The sequence below is a fragment of the Bacillus sp. FSL H8-0492 genome, assembly GCF_038006145.1.
Classification (GTDB): Bacteria; Bacillota; Bacilli; order Bacillales; family Bacillaceae_G; genus Bacillus_A; species Bacillus_A mycoides.
Genome location: NZ_JBBOUP010000001.1, coordinates 738,048 through 759,821 on the forward strand (window position 1 = coordinate 738,048; position 21,774 = coordinate 759,821).

Below are 21,774 nucleotides of genomic sequence, written 5' to 3' on the forward strand. Positions count from 1 at the left end.
TACCTTTTTTATTATTTCACAAATTGTAATTCTTTCGGGAATTTCGTTAAGATTTCTGATCCGTCTTTTGTGATGTAAATATCATCTTCAATACGAACGCCGCCTACGTTTGGTACGTAAATACCTGGCTCGATTGTGAAGACCATACCTTCTTTTAATAGAGACTCATTGCCTTCTTTTACATCTGGATATTCGTGTACGCTAATTCCAAGTCCGTGACCAAGTCGGTGTGGGAAGAAGTCTCCGTAACCTGCATCTGCGATAACAGAACGAGCAGCATTATCGATAGCACCAAATGTAACGCCTGGTTTACATGCTTCAACTGCTTGTAATTGTCCAGCAAGTACAGTGTTGTAAATGCGAGTTTGTTCTTCAGAAAGTTCACCGAATGCTACTGTACGTGTAATGTCAGAGCAATAACCTTCAATGATTACACCTAAATCAAATAGTACGAAATCGCCGCGTTTCATTTTGTTTGCACCTGGAATACCGTGTGGAAGAGCAGAGTTTGCACCTGCTAATACCATCGTATCGAATGACATTTTATGGATGCCTTTTGTTTTTAATTCATGCTCAATAATTGCTAATACTTCTAGCTCACTACGATTTTCTTTAATTGCATTTACACCAACTTCAACAGCATAATCTGCCATTTTAGCTGCTTCACGTAAAATAGAAAGTTCTTTTTCGTCTTTAATTAAGCGAAGCTCGCGAACTTTCTCTTCAGCTGATTTGAAAGCTGCATTTGGGAATAACTTTGTTAATTCTTCGTAACGTTCTACGTTTAAATGTTCTTTTTCAATTGCAACTGCATTTGCATCAATACCACGATCTTTAATTGCTTTTGCAATCATATCCCATGGTTTGTCCGTATCAGTAAATCCGATAATTTCATGTGCCCAGCCAGCGTTACGCGCTTGGCCTTCTTCCATTTTAGGACAAATTAAAATAGGCTCTTTTTCTTGGAATACAAACATACCAAGTAGTCTTTCATGTGGTTCACAGTGGAAGTTTGTCATGTAGAAAACGTTTGGTGTAGAAGTTAAGAACGCAGCTTCTACGTTTTTTTCTTTTAGCCATTGCATTAAATTTTCTAATCTAGCATTCATCGATTGGCACCCCCGAGATATTTAATTACAAATATAACTTTACATCGGACGAAAGCGTTATGACAAGTAAATAGATGTTAGAAAAGACAGGGAATTAAGAAATCATGTAGAATAAAAAGTGTGAATGTGAATAGGGGAGGAATGTAATGATGAAAGTATCTTATCACGGGCATTCAGTTGTAAAGATTGAAACGAATGGCAAAGTTATTTTAATTGACCCATTTTTAACGGGAAATCCGAAAACAGATTTAAAGGCTGAAGATGTAAAAGTTGATGCGATTATTTTATCGCACGGACATGGTGATCATGTTGGGGATACAGTAGAGCTTGCGAAGAAAAATAATGCAGTTGTAGTAGCACCGTTTGAACTAGCAACATTTTTAGGATGGCAAGGTGTAAATACACATCCAATGCATATTGGTGGTTCACATGAATTTGACTTTGGAAAAGTGAAATTTACTCAAGCATTCCACGGCTCTAGTTATATTGATGAAGAAAATAAGACGATTACATATACAGGTATGCCAGCTGGTATTTTGTTTACAGCAGAGGAGAAAACGGTATATCATGCAGGAGATACTGCTTTATTCTCTGATATGAAGTTAATTGGAGAACTGAATAATATTGATTTAGCATTTTTACCAATTGGCGATAATTTCACAATGGGGCCAGAAGATGCTGTGTTAGCATCAAAATGGATAGAGGCGAAAACAGTTGTACCGATGCATTACAATACGTTCCCAGTTATTGAACAAGATCCATATCAATTTGTAGGAAAGCTACAAAATTGTACAGGGAAAGTATTAGAAGCTGGAGAAAGTATTACACTATAAAAAAGAAACCCTTCATTTGAAATGACAAGTGAAGGGTTTTTTATGTGTGTAGTACAGTTTTTAAAGTCTGTATTTGTTTAGCTGATTTTTCTCGTTTTGTACGTGGCTGTTCGGGTGTTTCATTCAACTCCATTGCAACTTTTTTTCCATCTACGAAAGCTAAAAATACAGCACCTACAACCTCTAAAAATTTTTTCATAATGTATTCGCTCCTTTGTTTCATTTCTTGTCTTAATTGTATATTGAAGCGTCTGGACAAACTATCGAACGAGATGACAATACCATTACATTGTTGTAATAGAATGACTGGTGGAATGTAAGGGGTATTTTGTTATAAAAAAAATGGTACAGGCATATAAAGAGAGAGTGTAACAGTTTTGAAAATATAGTATACTGAAAATACAACACATGAAGAATTTAGGGAAAAGAAAGTATGGTGAAACCATTTGGCTACCAAACATAATCAAATTTTAGAACATATTAATAGCCTGCCGGTAGGGCATAAAATTTCTGTGCGGCAAATTGCGAAAGATTTGAGTGTAAGTGAAGGGACAGCTTACCGTGCAATTAAAGACGCAGAAAATAAAGGATATGTTAGTACAATTGAACGTGTCGGAACAATTCGAATTGAACAAAAGAAGAAAGAGAATATCGAAAAACTGACATATGCAGAAGTCGTTAACATTGTCGATGGTCAAGTACTTGGAGGCAGAGAAGGGCTACATAAAACATTAAATAAATTCGTAATCGGGGCTATGAAATTAGAAGCGATGATGCGCTATACAGAAGCAGGGAACTTACTTATCATCGGTAACCGTACGAACGCACATCAATTAGCATTAGAAACAGGGGCTGCTGTATTAATTACAGGTGGATTTGATACAGAAGAGCATGTGAAAAAGTTAGCAGATGAATTGAAATTGCCAATTATTTCGAGTAGTTATGATACATTTACGGTCGCAACGTTAATTAACCGTGCAATTTATGATCAACTTATTAAGAAAGAAATTGTACTAGTTGAAGATATTTTAACACCAATTGAAGAAACACTATATTTAAAGCCTAGTGACATAGTGCAGAAATGGCATGAGTACAATGAAGAGACGATGCATGGACGTTATCCAATTGTTGATGAAAATAAAAAGGTGTTAGGTATTGTAACTTCAAAAGATATGATTGGTGTCGTGAAAGAAACACCAATTGATAAAGTGATGACAAAGCATCCAATTACGGTAAACGGAAAAATGTCTGTCGCAGCTGCAGCACGTATGATGGTGTGGGAAGGTATTGAGTTACTTCCTGTTGTGGAAGAAGGGAATAAATTGCAAGGGATCATTAGTCGCCAAGATGTACTTCAGGCGCTGCAAATGATTCAGCGCCAACCGCAAGTTGGGGAAACAATTGATGACATTGTAACGAACCAATTTATGACGCCGAAAGAAGCGAAAAATGAGCATTTGTATCAATTTTCAGTGACGCCACAAATGACGAATTCAATCGGGACGTTATCTTACGGCGTATTCACAACAATTGTGACAGAAGCAACAAACCGCGTCATTCGTGCGCAGAAGAAGAGCGATTTAATTGTTGAAAACTTAACCATTTATTTCGTTAAGCCAGTTCAAATTGATAATGTTGTATCAGTTCATCCGAAAGTATTAGAAATTGGGCGTAAATTTGGTAAGATTGATGTAGAAGTGCATCATGAAGGTAATGTTGTCGGGAAAGCATTACTTATGGTGCAATTAATCGATAAATAAAAAGATGGAACAAATCGCTTTGGTTTGTTCCATCTTTTTTGTTTTATTGGGTTTGGAAGCTGTTGCTAAAGATGTGGAAGAGTTTTAGCGGGAAATATATAAGGAGAGATGATTATATAATTAGAAAAAACAGAATATTAATTCATTTAGATTGTATACTATGATATAATTAGATTGTAAGATAATGGATGTCGGAGGGGGGATGCAATATGTCATCAGAATTACTCTTTTTTTGTGGTATCGCACTCTTTTATTTCCTTGTGATGATACCAATTCAATACTTATACTTACAAGGATTAAATGAAAAAAAGAAACGAACAGGATTATCTCAGCAAGAACTATACAAACAGATGTCTTTTGGAGAAGAACAATTACATTTTCACGTGCAAGGTAATCCCTTTAATATACCATCTGCGTTTGTTGCATATATGATTTTGAAAGTGAAGGGACGTAAAAAAGCATCACAATGTTGATGCTTTTTTTACGTTGTTTTATAAGATTCGGCTTCTTTGACTGCTAATGGTAGAAAATGTTTATATTGGCGGAATCCATTAAATGTACTCGCGCTGCCAAGTAAAATAAACAAAACACCAACGATAATGCGTGCAGTTGAAAGTTCTAAAAAGAATTGGTTTATCCCAAAGAAGAGGACGAATAAGCCGAGTGCCATTGCGGATTTTCCAGAGAGCCAACCTTTCTCCATTGGACGGTTTGTACGAAAGAATTTTGTTTTGTAGAAGAGGTACAACACAAATGAGATGATAATACAAAAGACGAATACTGGCATAATACACGCTCCCATCGATTGGTATAAAAATAACAATTTAGAAAAAAGAAAAATCTAAACTTTCTAACTTTTATTATAAAGCAATTGTTCGCATGTATGAAATGTTTTCCGTTATAATGGGGGATAAAGTGAAACTTTAATTAGTGTGGGGAGATCCCACATACTAATTATTAGCCCTCACCAATCGGGCTTTTACGTGCATCCAGGCTCCAAATTAATTTTGCCCTATTGTTTTTAATACTTTTGAGGTGGGAGTCTTACTACACGTTAATGCGGGATAAAATGAAGAAGTTGAATAAAAAGGAGATTATACATATGCATGAGCAAATTTTAGGAGCAATTAAAGAGTTTGATACAATTATTATTCATCGTCATGTACGTCCGGATCCAGATGCGTTAGGTTCTCAGTGCGGACTTGGTACAATTCTGCAAGAATCGTTTCCAGAGAAAAATATTTATATGGTTGGGTACAACGAGCCTTCTTTATCGTTTTTACGAGTAATGGATGATATTGAAGATAGTGTATATGAAGATGCACTTGTTATCGTGTGTGATACAGCGAACCAAGAGCGTGTTTGTGATCAGCGTTATGCAAAAGGAAAGATGTTAATTAAAATTGATCATCATCCGAATGAAGACCCGTACGGAGATATTACATGGGTGGATACGACAGCAAGTTCTACAAGTGAAATGATTTATGAATTTTACAGTTATGGAAAAGATAAAGGATTAACGATTTCAAAGGAAGTAGCTCGCCTTATTTTAGCGGGTATTGTTGGAGATACAGGTCGTTTCTTATTCCCAAATACAACAGCGAAAACACTTCGTTACGTAAGTGAGCTCGTTGACATGGATGTAAAATTTACAGATTTATACAATGGAATGTATAAAACGAAAGAAAAAATTGCTCGTTTAAACGGTTATATTTTACAAAACTTTACGATGGTAGAAGAAGGTGCAGCGTACATTAAATTAACGAAAGAGGTACTAGAAGAGTTTGATGTACTTTCTACTGAAGCATCTGGTGTTGTCGGAGCACTTGGTAATATTGATGGATTAAAGGCATGGGTTCTATTTTTAGAGGAAGATGATGTTATTCGTGTTCGTCTTCGTTCAAAAGGACCAGTTATTAATAAGTTAGCAATGCAATATAATGGCGGAGGACATCCGATGGCTTCTGGTGCAAAAGCATCTTCTTGGGAAGAAGCAGATCGCCTGTTTGCTGATTTACGTGAGCTGTGTAGATAAAAATTGTATGTTGAACGAAAGAGAAGGAGAGGCACTGAAGCCCTCCTTTTTTTTATTTTTCTTTCTCTATATCAATACTAATTTCAAGTACGGTATCAAAAGAGACTGTGTCTACTTTAAAGCGGTATATACGATCGTAATGTTTGTACGTTTTATTTTCGATGACTTTTTTGAGCAGGTCTTTATTTTTTGCGATGCTTTGAATGTTTTTCGTTAAAAGATGCTGGAGATCATTATGGATAGAAGTGGTCATGTTTTCAAGTGTAAGATTGTCTAAATTATATTTTTTTCGATTTATAATTTTTATTTTGATTTCTTGAATTGTTAAGAGCCGTTTATTTTCTGTGTTCAATTTCTCTTGGTCTTCGAGAAGGACGTGGAGTTTTGCTTCTTGTTTTTCGATAATTTCTTTTTGTTCTGCTATTTTACTAGTTTGTTCTTCTTGAAAAACACCGTATATGTACAAAAAAACAAACCAGCTCAACACTCCTCCAACAGCAGCACCAGCTAAAACTAAATACCACCTTTTGGCTGTATTGGCGCTGGGTACTCTCATACATGTTCCTGTGTAAGCCATTTAATAATAATAAGACCAGTTTGCATACCGCCAGTTGCAAAAAAAATAAGGAGAATTTGTTTTACGATATCTTTCATATCTCCGCCAAAGAAGCTTCTTTCAAAGCTATAAAAGGTATCGAACGTTCCGCCAATTGCTGCAACGAGTGCCCAAATTCTTAAATTTTGGGCGAATTGATTAATATAAGTTAGAGTTGGTTTTCCGATGAGAAATGCACCAAATCCGCCAATTAATGAACCACCAAGTATAACTCCAAAGGCAATAAAATAACTAATAATAAGCAGAGAGAAAAAAGTATGTTCTCTTACATCCATCGTCATTCCCCTTTCTTCTTCATATATATGGACAAAGTATGAGAAGTATGTTTTGATTTCCGCTTTCCTCATCACCTATAATAAAAGTAGTCACATAGGTAAAGAGAGGGTACAACAGTGAAGTTTGTGCATTTACAATGTCAAACCGTTTTTAGTTTATTAAAAAGTGCTTGTAAAATTGATGAGCTTGTCATTCGGGCGAAAGAGCTTGGATTTTCATCGCTGGCCATTACAGATGAAAATGTTATGTATGGAGTTATTCCGTTTTATAAAGCATGCAAGAAAAATGGTATACAGCCTATTATCGGCTTAACAGCTTCTATTTTTAGTGAAGAAGAAGAAAGGTCTTATCCACTTGTCTTACTTGCTGAGAATGAAATAGGCTATCAAAATTTATTAAAGATCTCTAGCAGCATTATGACGAAGTCAAAAGAAGGTATCCCGAAGAAGTGGCTTGCTCATTATGCGAAAGGGTTAATTGCAATTTCACCAGGGAAAGACGGAGAGATTGAACAGCTATTATTAGAAGACAAAGAGAGTCAGGCTGAAGAAGTAGCTCGTACGTATCAAAATATGTTCAGCAATTTTTATATAAGTTTGCAGCATCATGCGATTCAAGATGAACTACTTTTACAAGAAAAACTGCCTGAATTTATTAATAAGGTAAACGTTCCAGTCGTTGCAACAAATGATGTTCGCTATATTAATCAAAGTGACGCACTTGTTCATGAATGTTTATTATCTGTTGAAAGCGGAACGAAAATGACTGATCCAGATAGACCGAGAATGAAAACGGATCAGTATTATTTAAAGTCATCGGATGAAATGGGAGCACTATTTTCTCATGCTGAGGAAGCGGTTCAAAATACAATAACAATCGCGGAACGTTGCCAAGTAGAAATTCCTTTCCATGTAAATCAATTACCGAAATTTCCTGTCCCATCTAACGAGACGAATGATACGTATTTGCGCCGTGTTTGTGAAGAAGGCTTGCAGAAACGCTATGGTACGCCGAAAGAAGCGCATATAGGACGTTTGGATCATGAATTAAATGTTATTTCTCGTATGGGATTTAGCGATTATTTCCTCATCGTATGGGACTTTATGAAATATGCACATGAAAATCATATTTTAACTGGGCCAGGCCGTGGATCGGCAGCTGGTTCACTCGTTTCTTACGTATTGGAAATTACAGATATTGATCCGATTGAATATGAATTATTATTTGAAAGGTTTTTAAACCCTGAACGTGTGACACTTCCAGATATTGATATTGATTTTCCAGATATAAGACGTGATGAGATGATTCGATATGTGAAAGATAAATATGGTCAGCTTCGTGTTGCTCAAATTGTAACGTTCGGAACTCTTGCAGCGAAAGCCGCAATTAGAGACATTGCTCGTGTAATGGGGCTCCTGCCAAGAGATATTGACATATTTTCGAAACTTATCCCATCAAAGCTTGGTATAACGTTAAGAGATGCATATGAGGAATCGCAATCGCTCCGTGAGTTTATACAAGGGAATCTGTTACATGAGCGTGTGTTTGAAATTGCAAAACGTGTAGAGGGATTACCGCGTCATACGTCTATTCATGCAGCTGGCGTTATTATGAGCCAAGAACCGTTAACGGGAAGTGTAGCGATTCAAGAAGGGCATAACGATGTTTATGTTACGCAATATCCAGCTGATGCATTAGAAGAACTTGGATTGCTCAAGATGGACTTTTTAGGCTTACGTAATTTAACGTTACTTGAAAATATTATAAAATTTATTGTTGAAAAAACTGGGAAACAAATTGATATAAGAAATTTACCTCTGCAAGATGAAAAGACGTTTCAATTGTTAGGAAGAGGGGATACAACAGGTGTATTTCAGCTTGAATCAGGTGGTATGCGAAATGTACTTCGTGGGTTAAAACCGAATGAATTTGAAGACATAGTCGCTGTTAACTCGTTATACAGACCAGGACCGATGGACCAAATTCCAACCTTTATTGAATCGAAGCATGGGAAAAGACAAATTGAATATTTACATCCGGATTTAAAGCCGATTTTAGAAAGAACATACGGCGTAATTGTATACCAAGAACAAATTATGCAAATCGCATCGAAGTTAGCTGGATTTTCGCTTGGAGAAGCGGATTTGCTGCGCCGTGCAGTGAGTAAAAAGAATCGTGATATTTTAGATCAAGAACGTAAGCATTTTGTTCAAGGTTGTTTGGAAAACGGATACGATGAGACATCTTCAGAACAAATTTATGATTTAATTGTAAGATTTGCGAATTACGGTTTTAACCGAAGTCACGCTGTAGCTTACAGTATGATCGGATATCAGCTTGCATATTTAAAAGCAAATTATACGCTGGAATTTATGACTGCGTTATTATCAAGTGCAATTGGAAATGAAGATAAGATTGTGCAGTATGTACGAGAAACGAAGCGGAAAGGTTTTCACGTTTTACCGCCGTCTCTTCAGAGAAGTGGTTACAACTTCCAAATAGAAGGGAATGCGATTCGATATAGTTTACTTTCGATTCGGAATATCGGAATGGCTACCGTGACGGCATTACTCGAAGAACGAGAGGAAAAAATGTTCGAAGATTTATTTGAGTTTTGTCTTCGTATGCCATCAAAATTTTTAACAGAGCGAAATTTAGAAGCGTTTGTCTGGTCTGGTTGTTTTGACGGTTTTGGTGTTTCGAGGACGACGTTATGGAGAAGTCTTAAAGGAGCGTTGGAGTATGCAAATCTTGCACGTGATTTTGATTTAGGGGATGCTGTTCCGAAATCAAAATACGTACAAGGAGAAGAGCTATCCTTTATTGAACAGTTAAATAAAGAGAAGGAAGCACTCGGTTTTTATTTATCTAGCTATCCGACAGCGCAGTATGCGGAGCTAGGAAAAGAATTAGAAATTCCATCTCTTGCTCAGGCGATGCGACATAAGAAAAAAGTACAAAGAGCGATCGTATATATAACAAGTGTGAAAGTTATTCGTACGAAAAAGTTGCAAAAGATGGCGTTTATTACATTCTGTGATCAAAATGATGAAATGGAAGCCGTTATTTTTCCAGAAACGTATATACATTTTTCGGACAGGTTACAAGAAGGTGCAATCGTTTTAGTTGATGGTACGATCGAGCAAAGAAATCATAAGTTACAATGGATCGTGAATGGACTATATCCGCTAGAAGAAATGGATGTTTATGAAGGAATGAAAGAAGCATCTGTTTACGTGAAATTGCCGTCTCAATATGAAAAAAAGCTTGTAAATCAAGTTACAAAAATATTGTTTGATTATTCAGGTTTTACGAAAGTACTAATTTATTATGAAAAGGAACATAAAATGGTACAATTATCTCGAAGTTTATCGATTCATCCAAGTGAAGAATGTCTAGGAGCACTTCGTGAAATTGTCGGTGAAGAAAATGTCGTTGTGAAAATATAATGGACAATTTCCCTACACTTCGATTATTATAGTAGTAGTGTTCGTGGTCAGACCACTTGGAGAAATTGATATCAGCAAGCATAATTTGAGGAGAGTGGATAGTTTGTCAACACTTCGTGAAGAAGCACTTCACATGCATAAAGTGCATCAAGGAAAATTAGAAACTGTATCAAAAGTAAAAGTAGAAAATGCAAAAGATTTAAGTCTTGCATATTCTCCAGGGGTTGCAGAGCCTTGTAAAGAAATTTATGACGATAAAAGTAAGGTATATGAATATACAATGAAGGGAAATATGGTAGCAGTTGTGACAGATGGAACGGCTGTACTTGGTCTTGGTAACATTGGACCTGAAGCATCTCTTCCAGTAATGGAAGGTAAAGCTGTATTATTCAAGAGCTTTGCTGGTGTAGATGCATTCCCGATTGCCTTAAATACAAACGATGTAGATAAAATTGTTGAAACTGTAAAATTAATGGAGCCAACTTTTGGCGGTGTAAACTTAGAAGATATCGCAGCGCCAAACTGCTTCGTTATTGAAGAACGTTTGAAAAAAGAGACAAACATTCCAATATTCCATGATGATCAACACGGAACAGCTATCGTAACAGTAGCAGGCCTTGTGAACGCGCTGAAGTTAGTTGGAAAGAAAATGTCTGACATTAAAGTTGTCGCAAATGGTGCAGGTGCAGCAGGTATTGCAATCATTAAACTTTTATATCGCTATGGTGTACGTGACGTTATTATGTGTGACCGTAAAGGTGCAATCTATGAAGGTCGTCCTGTCGGTATGAATCCGGTGAAAGATGAAGTTGCAAAATATACAAATAAGAGTCGTATAGAAGGTTCTTTAGCTGACGTTTTACAAGGTGCGGACGTATTCATTGGTGTATCTGCAGCAGGTGCATTAACTGAAGAGATGGTTCGTACAATGAATGACGATGCAATTATTTTTGCAATGGCGAATCCGGTTCCAGAAATTATGCCAGAATTGGCAAAAGCAGCGGGCGCAGCTGTTGTTGGAACAGGTCGTTCTGACTTCCCGAACCAAGTAAATAATGTACTAGCGTTCCCAGGGATTTTCCGCGGTGCACTTGATGTACATGCGACACAAATTAATGAAGAAATGAAGATGGCAGCTGTACAGGCCATTGCAGAGCTTGTATCAGAGGATGAGTTGAATACAGATCATATCATTCCAGCACCATTTGACGCGCGTGTAGCGCCTCAAGTAGCGGCTTACGTTGCGAAAGCAGCAATGGAGACAGGAGTAGCTCGCCGTCAAGTAGATCCAAATGAAGTCGCTGAGAAAACAAAACAATTAGCGCTGATTGGTAAAGAATAAGCGAGGAATTTCCATTGACATCATCAAATACAAAAGTATATCTCGAAATTGTAAAAAAAATCCGTTCCATTATGGAAGAGGATTGTTTAGTAGCAGGGGATCGTTTGCCATCTGAGCGTGAGTTAAGTTCACGCTTAAATGTTGGACGTTCCTCTGTAAGAGAAGCATTACGTGCGTTAGAGTTGGTAGGATTAATTGAAACGAGACGTGGTGAGGGAACGTTTATTCGAAACTTTTACGATAACGGTCTTGTACAATTAATTGCTCCGTTCTTGCTGCAAGATGAGAAAACAATTCGTGATTTATTACAAACAAAACGATTGCTTGAGAAAGATATGATTCGACTTGTATGTAATTTACCGAAAGAAACGTTTTCTGAAGTACTAAGTAAATTACACAAAGTGCTTGAAGAAAATGAAAGCTCAATTCCGGTGCTTCATCAAACGTTCTTTAAAACACTTATTGAACAATTCGATAATTATTTACTCTATCGCATTTGGATGATCGTAAATGATTACGTTGCAACTCTTTCTTGTGAAGTTTCAGGAGATTCTATCGAAATGTATAGAAAGCTTTATGCTACTTTGGAAGTGAAACAAGAAAATGATGCATTAAAAATTTACGATGAATTAGTAGAGAATATACAGTTTCACTCGTAATGTATAAAATTTGTCGAAATGACCATGACACGTTATGACAAACATTCTACCGCATAGCGGTTAAAGTTAAACGTAAAGAGAGAGGTTATTAGACAGATTGAGAAGATAAGGCTAACATCAAACATTGGTGTTAGCCCCATTTTCTTCTTACGCTAACCTTAGCTCTCAATGAAGGGGGTCAAATTGTGCTAAGAGATTTATTCGTGAAAAAGAAAAAGTACGCTGCAATACCTTCAGAACAAGTACGAAAAGATGTACCAGATGGCGTTATGACAAAATGTCCGAAATGCAAAAAAATCATGTATACGAAAGAGCTTCTTAAAAATTTAAAAGTATGTGTGAATTGTGGATATCATCATCCGATGAATGCATGGGAACGCCTTGATAGTATATTGGACGAAGGTTCATTTCGTGAGTATGACAAAGAGATGGTTTCACTAAATCCACTTGAGTTTCCGGGATATGAAGAGAAACTAGAAAACGATCGTAAGAAGACTAAATTGAATGAAGCGGTTGTAACTGGTGAAGGAACAATTGATGACATGCTTGTTGTTGTTGCAGTAATGGATTCTCGTTTTCGAATGGGCAGCATGGGCTCTGTTGTAGGAGAGAAAATTGCCCGTGCGGTTGAAAAGGCATACGACTTACAAGTTCCATTTATTATCTTTACTGCTTCGGGTGGTGCTCGTATGCAAGAAGGGATATTAAGTTTAATGCAAATGGCAAAAACAAGCGTAGCTTTGAAAAAGCATAGTAATGCAGGAGGGTTATTTATTTCTGTTATGACTCACCCAACGACGGGCGGGGTTTCAGCGAGTTTCGCTTCACTTGGTGATTACAATCTTGCAGAGCCAGGTGCACTTATCGGATTTGCTGGTAGACGCGTAATTGAACAAACAGTGCGTGAGAAACTACCGGAAGATTTCCAAACGGCAGAATTTTTACTAGAGCACGGTCAATTAGATGCGGTGGTGCATCGTGATGATATGAGAGAATCACTCCGTAAGATTTTAGAAGTTCATCAAGGGGGGGAAATGGCTGTATGGCAGAGCTAGAATTTGAAAAACCAGTTGTTGAGCTAAGAAATAAGATTCGTGAACTGAAAGACTATACGAAAAACAGCCAGATGGACTTCAGTGAGGAGATTCGTATTTTGGAAGACAAGCTAGAAAAACTAGAGGAAGATATATACGGCAATATGAAAGTATGGGACCGTGTTCAAATTGCTCGTCATGCAGAACGACCGACAACGCTCGATTATATTGAGCACTTATTTACTAATTTTTTTGAATGTCATGGAGATCGCCTATTTGGCGACGATGCAGCGATTGTCGGCGGCATTGCGAAATATAAGGGGATGCCCGTAACTGTAATTGGGCACCAACGCGGAAAAGATACGAAAGAAAATATTCGTCGTAATTTTGGGATGCCTCATCCAGAAGGATATCGAAAAGCACTGCGTCTAATGAAACAAGCGGAAAAGTTTAATCGTCCCATTATTTGTTTCATCGATACGAAGGGAGCTTATCCTGGTAAAGCAGCTGAAGAACGTGGACAAAGTGAGGCAATTGCCCGTAATTTATTTGAAATGGCGGGTTTAACTGTACCTGTTATTTGTATCGTTATCGGTGAAGGTGGTAGCGGTGGTGCGTTAGGTCTTGGAGTAGGAGATTACATTCATATGCTGGAAAATTCCACTTATTCTGTTATTACACCAGAGGGTGCGGCGGCGATTCTTTGGAAAGATGCTGGTAAAGCAAAAGAAGCTGCAGAAGCGATGAAAATTACAGCATTAGATTTGAAAGAATTAGGTGTAATTGACGAAATTATTCCAGAGGCAAAAGGCGGAGCACATCGTAATGTTTTGAAACAATCAGAAAATATAGATTTAATGCTTAAGAAAACTTTTGAACAATTAAGCGGAATTTCGAAAGATGAATTAATCGAAAAACGTTATGAAAAATATATGAAAATTGGGCAAGTTTCGTTTTCAAACGCTTCCATTGGGATAAAATAAGAAAAGCGTGCGTTCCTCTTCGCGAATGCACGTTTTTATTATGAAAAGACACATCTTCTCCATTGTGTTTTTGTATTTTTTCGTGTTATTTTATTATAAGGCAAATAATCTTTATGAGGTGAGTACAAATGAAACGTATTGGTGTATTAACAAGTGGTGGAGATTCACCTGGTATGAATGCTGCCATTCGTGCAGTTGTTCGTAAAGCGATTTTCCATGATATTGAAGTATATGGTATTTACCATGGATACGCTGGTTTAATTTCTGGTCATATTGAAAAATTAGAACTTGGTTCTGTTGGCGATATTATCCACCGTGGTGGTACAAAATTATATACAGCAAGATGTCCTGAGTTTAAAGACCCAGAAGTACGACTAAAAGGAATCGAGCAATTAAAGAAACATGGTATTGAAGGACTTGTCGTTATTGGTGGAGATGGTTCGTACCAAGGCGCAAAAAAATTAACTGAGCAAGGATTCCCATGTGTAGGTGTACCAGGTACAATCGACAATGATATCCCTGGAACAGACTTCACAATTGGTTTTGATACAGCTTTAAACACTGTTATTGATGCAATTGATAAAATCCGTGATACAGCTACATCTCATGAACGTACATATGTTATCGAAGTAATGGGACGTCACGCTGGAGATATCGCATTATGGGCTGGTTTAGCTGATGGTGCAGAAACTATCTTAATTCCAGAAGAAAAGTATGACATGGAAGATGTTATCGCTCGTCTGAAACGCGGTAGTGAACGTGGTAAAAAGCACAGTATTATCGTTGTAGCTGAAGGTGTTGGAAGTGCAATTGACATCGGTAAGCACATTGAAGAAGCAACAAGCTTTGATACTCGTGTAACTGTATTAGGTCACGTACAACGTGGTGGATCACCAAGTGCACAAGACCGTGTATTAGCTAGTCGTCTTGGTGCAAGAGCAGTTGAATTATTAATTGCTGGTAATGGCGGACGTTGTGTTGGTATTCAAAATAATAAACTTGTTGATCATGACATTATCGAAGCGTTAGCTCAAAAGCATACAATCGATAAAGATATGTATCAATTATCTAAAGAATTATCTATCTAATCGGCTTAATGCCTTGTATTTGGGAACGGTTTCATAATTTTCGGAGGTGCAATATGCGTAAAACTAAAATTGTATGTACTATAGGTCCTGCTAGTGAAAGTATTGAGAAATTAGAGCAATTAATGGAAGCGGGTATGAACGTTGCTCGTTTAAACTTCTCTCATGGTAGCCATGAAGAGCATGGAGCTCGTATTAAAAATATTCGTGAAGCTTCAAAGAAAACTGGTAAAACAGTTGGTATCTTACTTGATACAAAAGGTCCAGAAATCCGTACACATGACTTCGTAGACGGACAAGCTGAGCTTGTAACAGGTGCAGAAGTAATTCTTTCTACTGAACAAGTATTAGGAACTGCAGAGAAGTTCTCTGTATCTTATGCTGGTCTTTATGATGATGTTGATCCAGGCTCTCGTATTCTAATCGATGACGGTCTTATCGAACTAGAAGTAATCGAGAAAGCTGACGGAAACATCCGTACAAAAGTATTAAACAGCGGAACTGTAAAAAATAAAAAAGGTGTTAACGTACCAAACGTAAGCATTAAGCTTCCAGGTATCACTGAAAAAGACGTGCAAGATATCGTTTTCGGTATCGAGCAAAAAGTTGATTTCATCGCAGCATCTTTCGTACGTAAAGCATCTGACGTATTAGAAATTCGTGAATTATTAGAAGGGCATAACGCTCAATACATCCAAATCGTACCAAAAATCGAAAACCAAGAAGGTATCGACAACATCGATTCAATCTTAGAAGTTTCTGACGGTTTAATGGTTGCTCGTGGTGATATGGGTGTAGAAATTCCACCAGAAGAAGTACCATTAGTACAAAAACGTCTAATCAAAAAATGTAACGTATTAGGCAAACCAGTTATTACTGCAACACAAATGTTAGATTCTATGCAACGTAACCCACGTCCAACTCGTGCGGAAGCAAGTGACGTAGCAAACGCAATCTTCGATGGAACAGATGCAATCATGCTTTCAGGTGAAACTGCTGCGGGTCAATACCCTGTAGAAGCTGTAACAATGATGGCTAACATTGCGATACGTGTTGAAAAATCATTACAATATGAAGATATGTTCAAAAAACGTATTAAAGAGTTCACGCCAACAATTACAGATGCAATTAGCCAATCTGTTGCGCACACAGCACTTGCTCTTGATGTAGCTGCAATCGTAGCTCCAACAGAAAGTGGACATACTGCGAAAATGATCTCTAAATACCGTCCGAAATCTCCAATCGTAGCTGTAACATCTGACGAGCAAGTAGGACGTCGTCTTGCACTTGTTTGGGGTGTTCAAGCATTTATGTCTGAGAAACGTGCAGCTTCTACTGATGAAATGTTAGATACAGCAATTCAAACAGGTATGGATGCGGGTCTAATCGGACTTGGAGATACTGTAGTAATCACTGCTGGTGTTCCAGTTGCTGAAATTGGTACAACAAACTTAATGAAAATCCACGTTGTTGGTGAAAAAGTTGCTAAAGGGCAAGGAATCGGTCGTAAATCTGCAAAAGGTAAAGTAGTTGTAGCGAAAACAGCTGCTGAAGCTGTAGCGAACGTAAACAAAGGTGATATCCTTGTTACGACAAGCACAGATAAAGATATGATTCCTGCAATTGAAAAAGCTGCTGCTCTAGTTGTAGAAGAAGGCGGTCTAACAAGCCATGCAGCTGTTGTAGGTGTATCAATCGGTATTCCTGTTATCGTTGGTGTAAACGGCGTAACAACAACTTTAAAAAATGGCCAAGAAGTAACAGTTGATGCAGCACGCGGAATTGTTTATAATGGACATGCGGAAGTGCTATAAGAAGTAATACGGAGAGAAGGATCGGAGTCCTTCTCTTTTTTTTTACACAAAAAAGGATAGAGATAGCTTTAAATACCTGAAATCGCTTTGAAAAACGTTTATTATAATGTTTAGTGGGAGAGGGTTATTTGTCCTTTGTGAAGCTTGTATGAGCGTTTTAAGGGGCTTATAAAGGGTTTTGTAAGGGTGATACTTTCAAACCTTTTAAATTGAAATATGAAGGAGTGTGAGCTATGAAGTGGTTACTGTTCTTACTTATTTTAGTGCCGGCGATTGAGATTACGGTGTTAATAGGGTCGAGTCATGTAATAGGTTTATGGTCTACGTTCGCTATGATTGTATTTACGGGTATTGTGGGTGTATATTTGGCGAAACGACAAGGGTTTAAAGTACTTAGAGAGATTCAATTTAGGCTAAATAGAGGAGAAATGCCGGGTGATGCGGTTCTAGATGGTATTTTTATATTCGTAGGAGGTATTCTTTTAGTACTGCCTGGATATGTGACGGATATAATAGGTTTTATCTTTGTTGTTCCTATAACGAGGGCTTTATTGAAGCCGGCTGTTATGAAGTGGATTGATTGGAAATTTAGAAAGAGAACTACTATTATTGTTCAGAAATAACGCGTAGATTATAGCGATCTACGCGTTATTTTTTATTTGCCACTTATAGTCAATTGTTAGCTTCCTGCTCGGGTTGGATTTTTGTTAGTTATTAAACGATAGGATGCAGAGGGTTCTTGTGAATGAAGGGTGTTACATTAGGATGATGTTTTTTGCGTGTAGTAAGATTCGACTAGTGAGCAGAAGTTAGACAGGAGAAGAAAAATTACTGATTAAAGGGTTCATCTGCCTTGTTTTGTATATTTATTCATTTGCATAAAAGGTAATAAATGTAAGTGATAATTATAAAGTATATAGAATAAAAATGTATTTTTGTCCTAAAATATGCGTTTTTATGCAAAAAAATAAGAGGATTATCCTTTTTTAGGAAATTCTCTTGTAGATGTAGGTAGTACAAAAAAGTACAGTGAATAATCAGTGGGAAATTCCCACTGATTACAGTTGATTTTTTATTGTGTATGAATTAGGAAATATTATTTTGATGGTGAACCCTTAATGAATTTCCATAAGTCGTGGAATACATGAGCTTTGTGTAATGTATTAAGTAGTACTAATATGACTGGACCGATGATTAATCCTAAAAAACCAAAGAGCTTAAAGCCGACAAATAGAGCGATGAGTGTCGCTAATGGATCTAGTCCAATATTAGATGAAAGTACTTTTGGCTCCATGATTTGTCTTTGGACAATCACGACGATGTATAGGATGAGAAGACCGATGGCGAATGCAGTATCGCCTGTGAAAAATACGTATATAACCCAAGGAACGAAGACGGCTCCAGTTCCTAAATACGGGAGTAAATCTACAACCCCTGTAATAATCGCGATAGTAATTGCGTATGGCACGCGTAATATTAAAAGGCCGATTAGTACAATGATAGTTGTCATAGATACGAGTGTAAGTTGCGCTTTAACAAAACCAAACAAAGCTTTTCTTAAATCGACAAAAATAGTTTTTCCGTATCCATGCAAACGATTAGGTAGAAGTTTTCTTACTTTATGAGCAAGACGGTGCCAATCGTAACTAATGAAGAAGGTGGCTAATAAGACGAAGACAAGGACAGTTAAAGTTGTTGGTAATGCACTAATGAAATTTGTTAACCCACTTATAATGGCGGTTAAAAGTTCTTTCATTTGTGTCGTTGCTTCGGTGCCTAAGTTTTGAATGTTTTGTGTAATAGTGTATCGCTGTGGTTCTCCGAGATGATTAAATTTAGAGATTAAATCATCATAGAGAGGCATAATATGATTAAGTGCAAATTGTTGGGCGAATGCAACGATATCTGGAAACTTAACTGTAACAATTTGTAGTAAGTACGTTGTGGCAGATATTGCTTCAGTTACAAGGTATGTAACAAGTCCAACGATAGCTCCGAATACGAGAATTAAGCTAACGAGTACCGCTAATGCGCGAGGGAATTGTAGTTTTTGATTAAGGAAATTGACGACAGGATTAATCAAATAAGCGAATGCAAAAGCGATAATAAAAGGGTAGATAAGGCCTGACATGTACAGCAATGCATAGAACCCAACTACCGTTGCTACAATGACAAACATGAGTCGTAATATCATATATAGTAAGTTTCGGTTCAAAGATGTATACCTCCCATTCCAATTTGGATTATCCTAATTCGTTCAACTTATAACTAGTGAGATTCACTGATCAAAGTTTCACTTTATGTTATAGTGGAATGATGGATTTTTCCTGCTTTTTCAATATATGAGTGACCGGAAAAGCTTGGTGTTGATGCTTCTACTATATGGTAAAAACTTCATTTTCTCTTCTTTTTATTTTACCTGTTTCTTAATAGAAAAGAAAGGAGAGACGACCGTTTTTAAAAATGTATACATGCTTAAATTTTTGATGGTTAGAGTTTCAGTTTGTCATTTTAAAATATGAAAAAAATGAAGTGGTTATTGTTGCATATACATCGATATAGCATGTATAACGATAGGTTTAAAGGTATTTTTGTTTGGAAGCGAGTTCATTATTTTCAGAAAGGAAGTGCAAACATGATTAGTCAGTCAACGTTATTTTTATTCATACTACTTATTATAGGACTTATTGCTAAAAACCAATCGCTTACTGTAGCTATTGGAGTGTTATTCTTATTGAAATTTACGTTTTTAGGAGATAAAGTCTTTCCTTATCTACAAACGAAAGGGATTAACCTTGGTGTAACAGTCATTACAATAGCAGTACTCGTACCGATTGCAACAGGGGAAATAGGCTTTAAACAACTCGGAGAAGCAGCGAAATCGTATTATGCATGGATTGCTTTAGCCTCAGGTGTGGCGGTCGCTTTGTTAGCGAAAGGCGGCGTACAATTATTGACGACGGACCCACATATTACAACCGCACTTGTTTTTGGGACAATTATAGCTGTAGCTTTATTTAATGGAGTCGCTGTAGGTCCATTAATTGGGGCTGGAATTGCCTACGCAGTTATGAGTATTATACAGATGTTTAAATAAGGAATTTTATAGTAATATAAAATTTTTGAATTCTTTCTGTTCACAAAAGTCAGATAATTGTTTATAATAGGATTAGAAACTTTGAAAAGTTACATAACAGCAGAGACTTTACACCAGATAAAATAAAAACAACATAAAACAATTTTATAATGATATTGTTTTATGTTGTTTTTATCATAAACTCTTCGGAATTCATTTTCCTCACTAACTTGTTGTTCTGAGCGTGAGGATTCGGGGAGACATTCACGCTCATGCTTTCCATGTAAGCAATGGACAATAAGAGGGGAACATCGCAATAAATTTGCATGAACGTGCATTTTGCTTGCCTAAAGAGTGAACGAGCGTTCATAATTTATAAGGGGAGCAAATAGATATAAGGAGCAAGGTTGGGAGAATTTTCAGGAAAAGGAGAGAATGTCATGACTGTTATTCGAGGTTTAGAAGGGGTAGTAGCAACAACATCATCTGTGAGCTCTATTATTGATGATACATTAACTTATGTTGGGTATAATATTGATGATTTAGCTGAGAATGCTACGTTCGAAGAAGTAGTGTACTTATTATGGCACCGCAAGCTTCCTAACGAAAAAGAACTAGCGGAATTTAGTGGAACAGTATCTGAATACTATAAGGTACCAGGTGAGGTTTTAACATATTTGAAACAAGTAGATTTAAAAATCGCGCACCCGATGTCGGTTTTACGAACTGCGATTTCCATGCTATCATTATATGATGAGAGCGCTGAAATAATGGATGGAAAGTCTAATTATTTGAAAGCGGTTAAATTACAGGCTCAAGTCGGAACTTTAATTGCGGCTTATGCAAGAATTCGTAAAGGGTTAGATGTTGTTGAGCCAAGAAAAGATCTATCATTAGCTGCAAACTTCTTGTACATGTTAAATGATCGTGAGCCAAATGAAGTTGAAATTGAGGCTTTTGATAAGGCACTTGTACTTCATGCCGATCATGAGTTAAACGCTTCTACATTTACTGCACGTGTTTGCGTAGCTACACTTTCAGATGTGTATTCTGGTATTACAGCAGCAATCGGTGCATTAAAAGGTCCTCTTCACGGCGGGGCAAATGAAAATGTAATGAAGATGTTAACTGAAATTGGCGAAGAAGAAAATGTAGAATCATATATTCATAATGCTCTTCAAAATAAAGTGAAAATTATGGGATTTGGTCATCGCGTATATGAGCATGGTGATCCACGCGCGAAACACTTACGCGAAATGTCTAAGAGATTATGCGTGCTTTTAGGAGAAGATAAATGGTATAATATGTCTATCAAAATTGAAGACATTGTAACAAAAGAAAAAGGTCTTCCACCAAATGTTGATTTCTATTCAGCTTCTGTATACCATTGTTTAGGAATTGACCATGACTTATTTACACCTATCTTTGCAATTAGCCGTATGTCAGGCTGGTTAGCTCATATTCTAGAACAATATGAAAACAACCGTTTAATCCGTCCGCGTGCTGATTATGATGGACCGACACATCAAGTGTACGTTCCGCTAGCGCAACGATAAGCGAAAAACACTATTTTGATAGTGAAAATACGCTTTCAAAAGTCTGATTTTTTTGGGAAGATATAATGATTAGAATATTTAAATTTGAATAACGGTTTGAACTGAGGGGTTATTCCCTCAGTTTCATACATATGAAATTTCAAACAT

The 21,774-nt window shown here is 37.0% G+C and carries 20 protein-coding genes; 14 read left to right on the top strand and 6 right to left on the bottom strand.

Features of this window, described 5'->3' with window-relative positions; all coding sequences use genetic code 11:
- Window positions 1-11 precede the first annotated feature (11 nt).
- The gene (gene pepQ, locus MHH66_RS03750; RefSeq protein WP_002067500.1) at window positions 12-1,109 is read right to left on the bottom strand and encodes a Xaa-Pro dipeptidase; all 1,098 of its coding nucleotides are present in this window, start codon (window positions 1,107-1,109) and stop codon (window positions 12-14) included.
- A 149-nt stretch (window positions 1,110-1,258) separates the two neighbouring features.
- Here pepQ and MHH66_RS03755 point away from each other — a divergent pair, with 149 nt between their 5' ends.
- Window positions 1,259-1,942 (top strand): metal-dependent hydrolase, encoded by a 684-nt coding sequence (locus tag MHH66_RS03755; protein WP_002167583.1) that lies wholly within the window; start codon window positions 1,259-1,261, stop codon window positions 1,940-1,942.
- A gap of 40 nt (window positions 1,943-1,982) precedes the next feature.
- Here MHH66_RS03755 and MHH66_RS03760 read toward each other — a convergent pair whose 3' ends face one another.
- The gene (locus MHH66_RS03760; RefSeq protein WP_165689466.1) at window positions 1,983-2,141 is read right to left on the bottom strand and encodes a hypothetical protein; all 159 of its coding nucleotides are present in this window, start codon (window positions 2,139-2,141) and stop codon (window positions 1,983-1,985) included.
- A gap of 247 nt (window positions 2,142-2,388) precedes the next feature.
- Here MHH66_RS03760 and MHH66_RS03765 point away from each other — a divergent pair, with 247 nt between their 5' ends.
- Complete coding sequence (locus MHH66_RS03765) at window positions 2,389-3,702, top strand: DRTGG domain-containing protein (RefSeq protein ID WP_002067504.1); 1,314 nt, start codon at window positions 2,389-2,391, stop codon at window positions 3,700-3,702.
- A 209-nt stretch (window positions 3,703-3,911) separates the two neighbouring features.
- The gene (locus MHH66_RS03770; RefSeq protein WP_063218372.1) at window positions 3,912-4,175 is read left to right on the top strand and encodes a DUF3949 domain-containing protein; all 264 of its coding nucleotides are present in this window, start codon (window positions 3,912-3,914) and stop codon (window positions 4,173-4,175) included.
- An 8-nt stretch (window positions 4,176-4,183) separates the two neighbouring features.
- Here MHH66_RS03770 and MHH66_RS03775 read toward each other — a convergent pair whose 3' ends face one another.
- Window positions 4,184-4,489 (bottom strand): YtpI family protein, encoded by a 306-nt coding sequence (locus tag MHH66_RS03775; RefSeq protein WP_002088950.1) that lies wholly within the window; start codon window positions 4,487-4,489, stop codon window positions 4,184-4,186.
- A 315-nt stretch (window positions 4,490-4,804) separates the two neighbouring features.
- Here MHH66_RS03775 and MHH66_RS03780 point away from each other — a divergent pair, with 315 nt between their 5' ends.
- Complete coding sequence (locus MHH66_RS03780; protein ID WP_207553936.1) at window positions 4,805-5,737, top strand: DHH family phosphoesterase; 933 nt, start codon at window positions 4,805-4,807, stop codon at window positions 5,735-5,737.
- A gap of 52 nt (window positions 5,738-5,789) precedes the next feature.
- Here MHH66_RS03780 and ytrI read toward each other — a convergent pair whose 3' ends face one another.
- Both ytrI and MHH66_RS03790 read right to left on the bottom strand, forming a co-directional pair.
- Window positions 5,790-6,293 (bottom strand): sporulation membrane protein YtrI, encoded by a 504-nt coding sequence (gene ytrI, locus MHH66_RS03785; RefSeq protein ID WP_002190855.1) that lies wholly within the window; start codon window positions 6,291-6,293, stop codon window positions 5,790-5,792.
- Window positions 6,290-6,703: a YtrH family sporulation protein gene (locus MHH66_RS03790; protein ID WP_002015507.1), complete on the bottom strand. Its 414-nt coding sequence runs from the start codon at window positions 6,701-6,703 to the stop codon at window positions 6,290-6,292. Before MHH66_RS03790 ends, ytrI begins: the two co-directional genes overlap by 4 nt.
- Before the next feature lie 42 nt (window positions 6,704-6,745).
- Between MHH66_RS03790 and dnaE the strand changes: the two genes are divergently transcribed.
- From dnaE to MHH66_RS03830, 8 genes are all read left to right on the top strand, one after another.
- Entirely contained in the window at window positions 6,746-10,078 is a 3,333-nt protein-coding gene (gene dnaE, locus MHH66_RS03795) for a DNA polymerase III subunit alpha (protein ID WP_078185054.1), read from the top strand.
- Window positions 10,079-10,211: 133 nt separating this feature from the next.
- Complete coding sequence (locus tag MHH66_RS03800; RefSeq protein WP_161939636.1) at window positions 10,212-11,420, top strand: NAD(P)-dependent malic enzyme; 1,209 nt, start codon at window positions 10,212-10,214, stop codon at window positions 11,418-11,420.
- Window positions 11,421-11,434: 14 nt separating this feature from the next.
- Window positions 11,435-12,079 carry a FadR/GntR family transcriptional regulator gene (locus tag MHH66_RS03805; protein ID WP_002143351.1) on the top strand — a complete coding sequence of 215 codons (645 nt, stop codon included), beginning with the start codon at window positions 11,435-11,437 and terminating at the stop codon, window positions 12,077-12,079.
- A 185-nt stretch (window positions 12,080-12,264) separates the two neighbouring features.
- Window positions 12,265-13,134, top strand: coding sequence for an acetyl-CoA carboxylase, carboxyltransferase subunit beta (gene accD, locus MHH66_RS03810; protein ID WP_002015500.1), 870 nt, complete (start codon window positions 12,265-12,267; stop codon window positions 13,132-13,134).
- Window positions 13,122-14,096 carry an acetyl-CoA carboxylase carboxyl transferase subunit alpha gene (accA, locus tag MHH66_RS03815; protein ID WP_000818787.1) on the top strand — a complete coding sequence of 325 codons (975 nt, stop codon included), beginning with the start codon at window positions 13,122-13,124 and terminating at the stop codon, window positions 14,094-14,096. Before accD ends, accA begins: the two co-directional genes overlap by 13 nt.
- 128 nt (window positions 14,097-14,224) lie before the next feature.
- Window positions 14,225-15,184: a 6-phosphofructokinase gene (gene pfkA, locus MHH66_RS03820; RefSeq protein ID WP_002034288.1), complete on the top strand. Its 960-nt coding sequence runs from the start codon at window positions 14,225-14,227 to the stop codon at window positions 15,182-15,184.
- Between the two features lie 53 nt (window positions 15,185-15,237).
- Complete coding sequence (gene pyk, locus MHH66_RS03825) at window positions 15,238-16,995, top strand: pyruvate kinase (protein WP_078185053.1); 1,758 nt, start codon at window positions 15,238-15,240, stop codon at window positions 16,993-16,995.
- 233 nt (window positions 16,996-17,228) lie between these two features.
- The gene (locus MHH66_RS03830; RefSeq protein ID WP_002088939.1) at window positions 17,229-17,618 is read left to right on the top strand and encodes an FxsA family protein; all 390 of its coding nucleotides are present in this window, start codon (window positions 17,229-17,231) and stop codon (window positions 17,616-17,618) included.
- A gap of 473 nt (window positions 17,619-18,091) precedes the next feature.
- Here MHH66_RS03830 and ytvI read toward each other — a convergent pair whose 3' ends face one another.
- On the bottom strand, window positions 18,092-19,210 hold the full coding sequence (ytvI, locus tag MHH66_RS03835) for a sporulation integral membrane protein YtvI (protein ID WP_002143350.1): 1,119 nt from the start codon (window positions 19,208-19,210) through the stop codon (window positions 18,092-18,094).
- 420 nt (window positions 19,211-19,630) lie between these two features.
- On the opposite strand from ytvI, the gene MHH66_RS03840 reads away from it, so the two are divergent.
- Together MHH66_RS03840 and citZ are read left to right on the top strand one after the other, a co-directional pair.
- Entirely contained in the window at window positions 19,631-20,092 is a 462-nt protein-coding gene (locus MHH66_RS03840) for a DUF441 domain-containing protein (RefSeq protein WP_000625507.1), read from the top strand.
- 419 nt (window positions 20,093-20,511) lie between these two features.
- The gene (gene citZ / locus MHH66_RS03845) at window positions 20,512-21,627 is read left to right on the top strand and encodes a citrate synthase (protein WP_012261808.1); all 1,116 of its coding nucleotides are present in this window, start codon (window positions 20,512-20,514) and stop codon (window positions 21,625-21,627) included.
- Window positions 21,628-21,774: the final 147 nt, after the last annotated feature.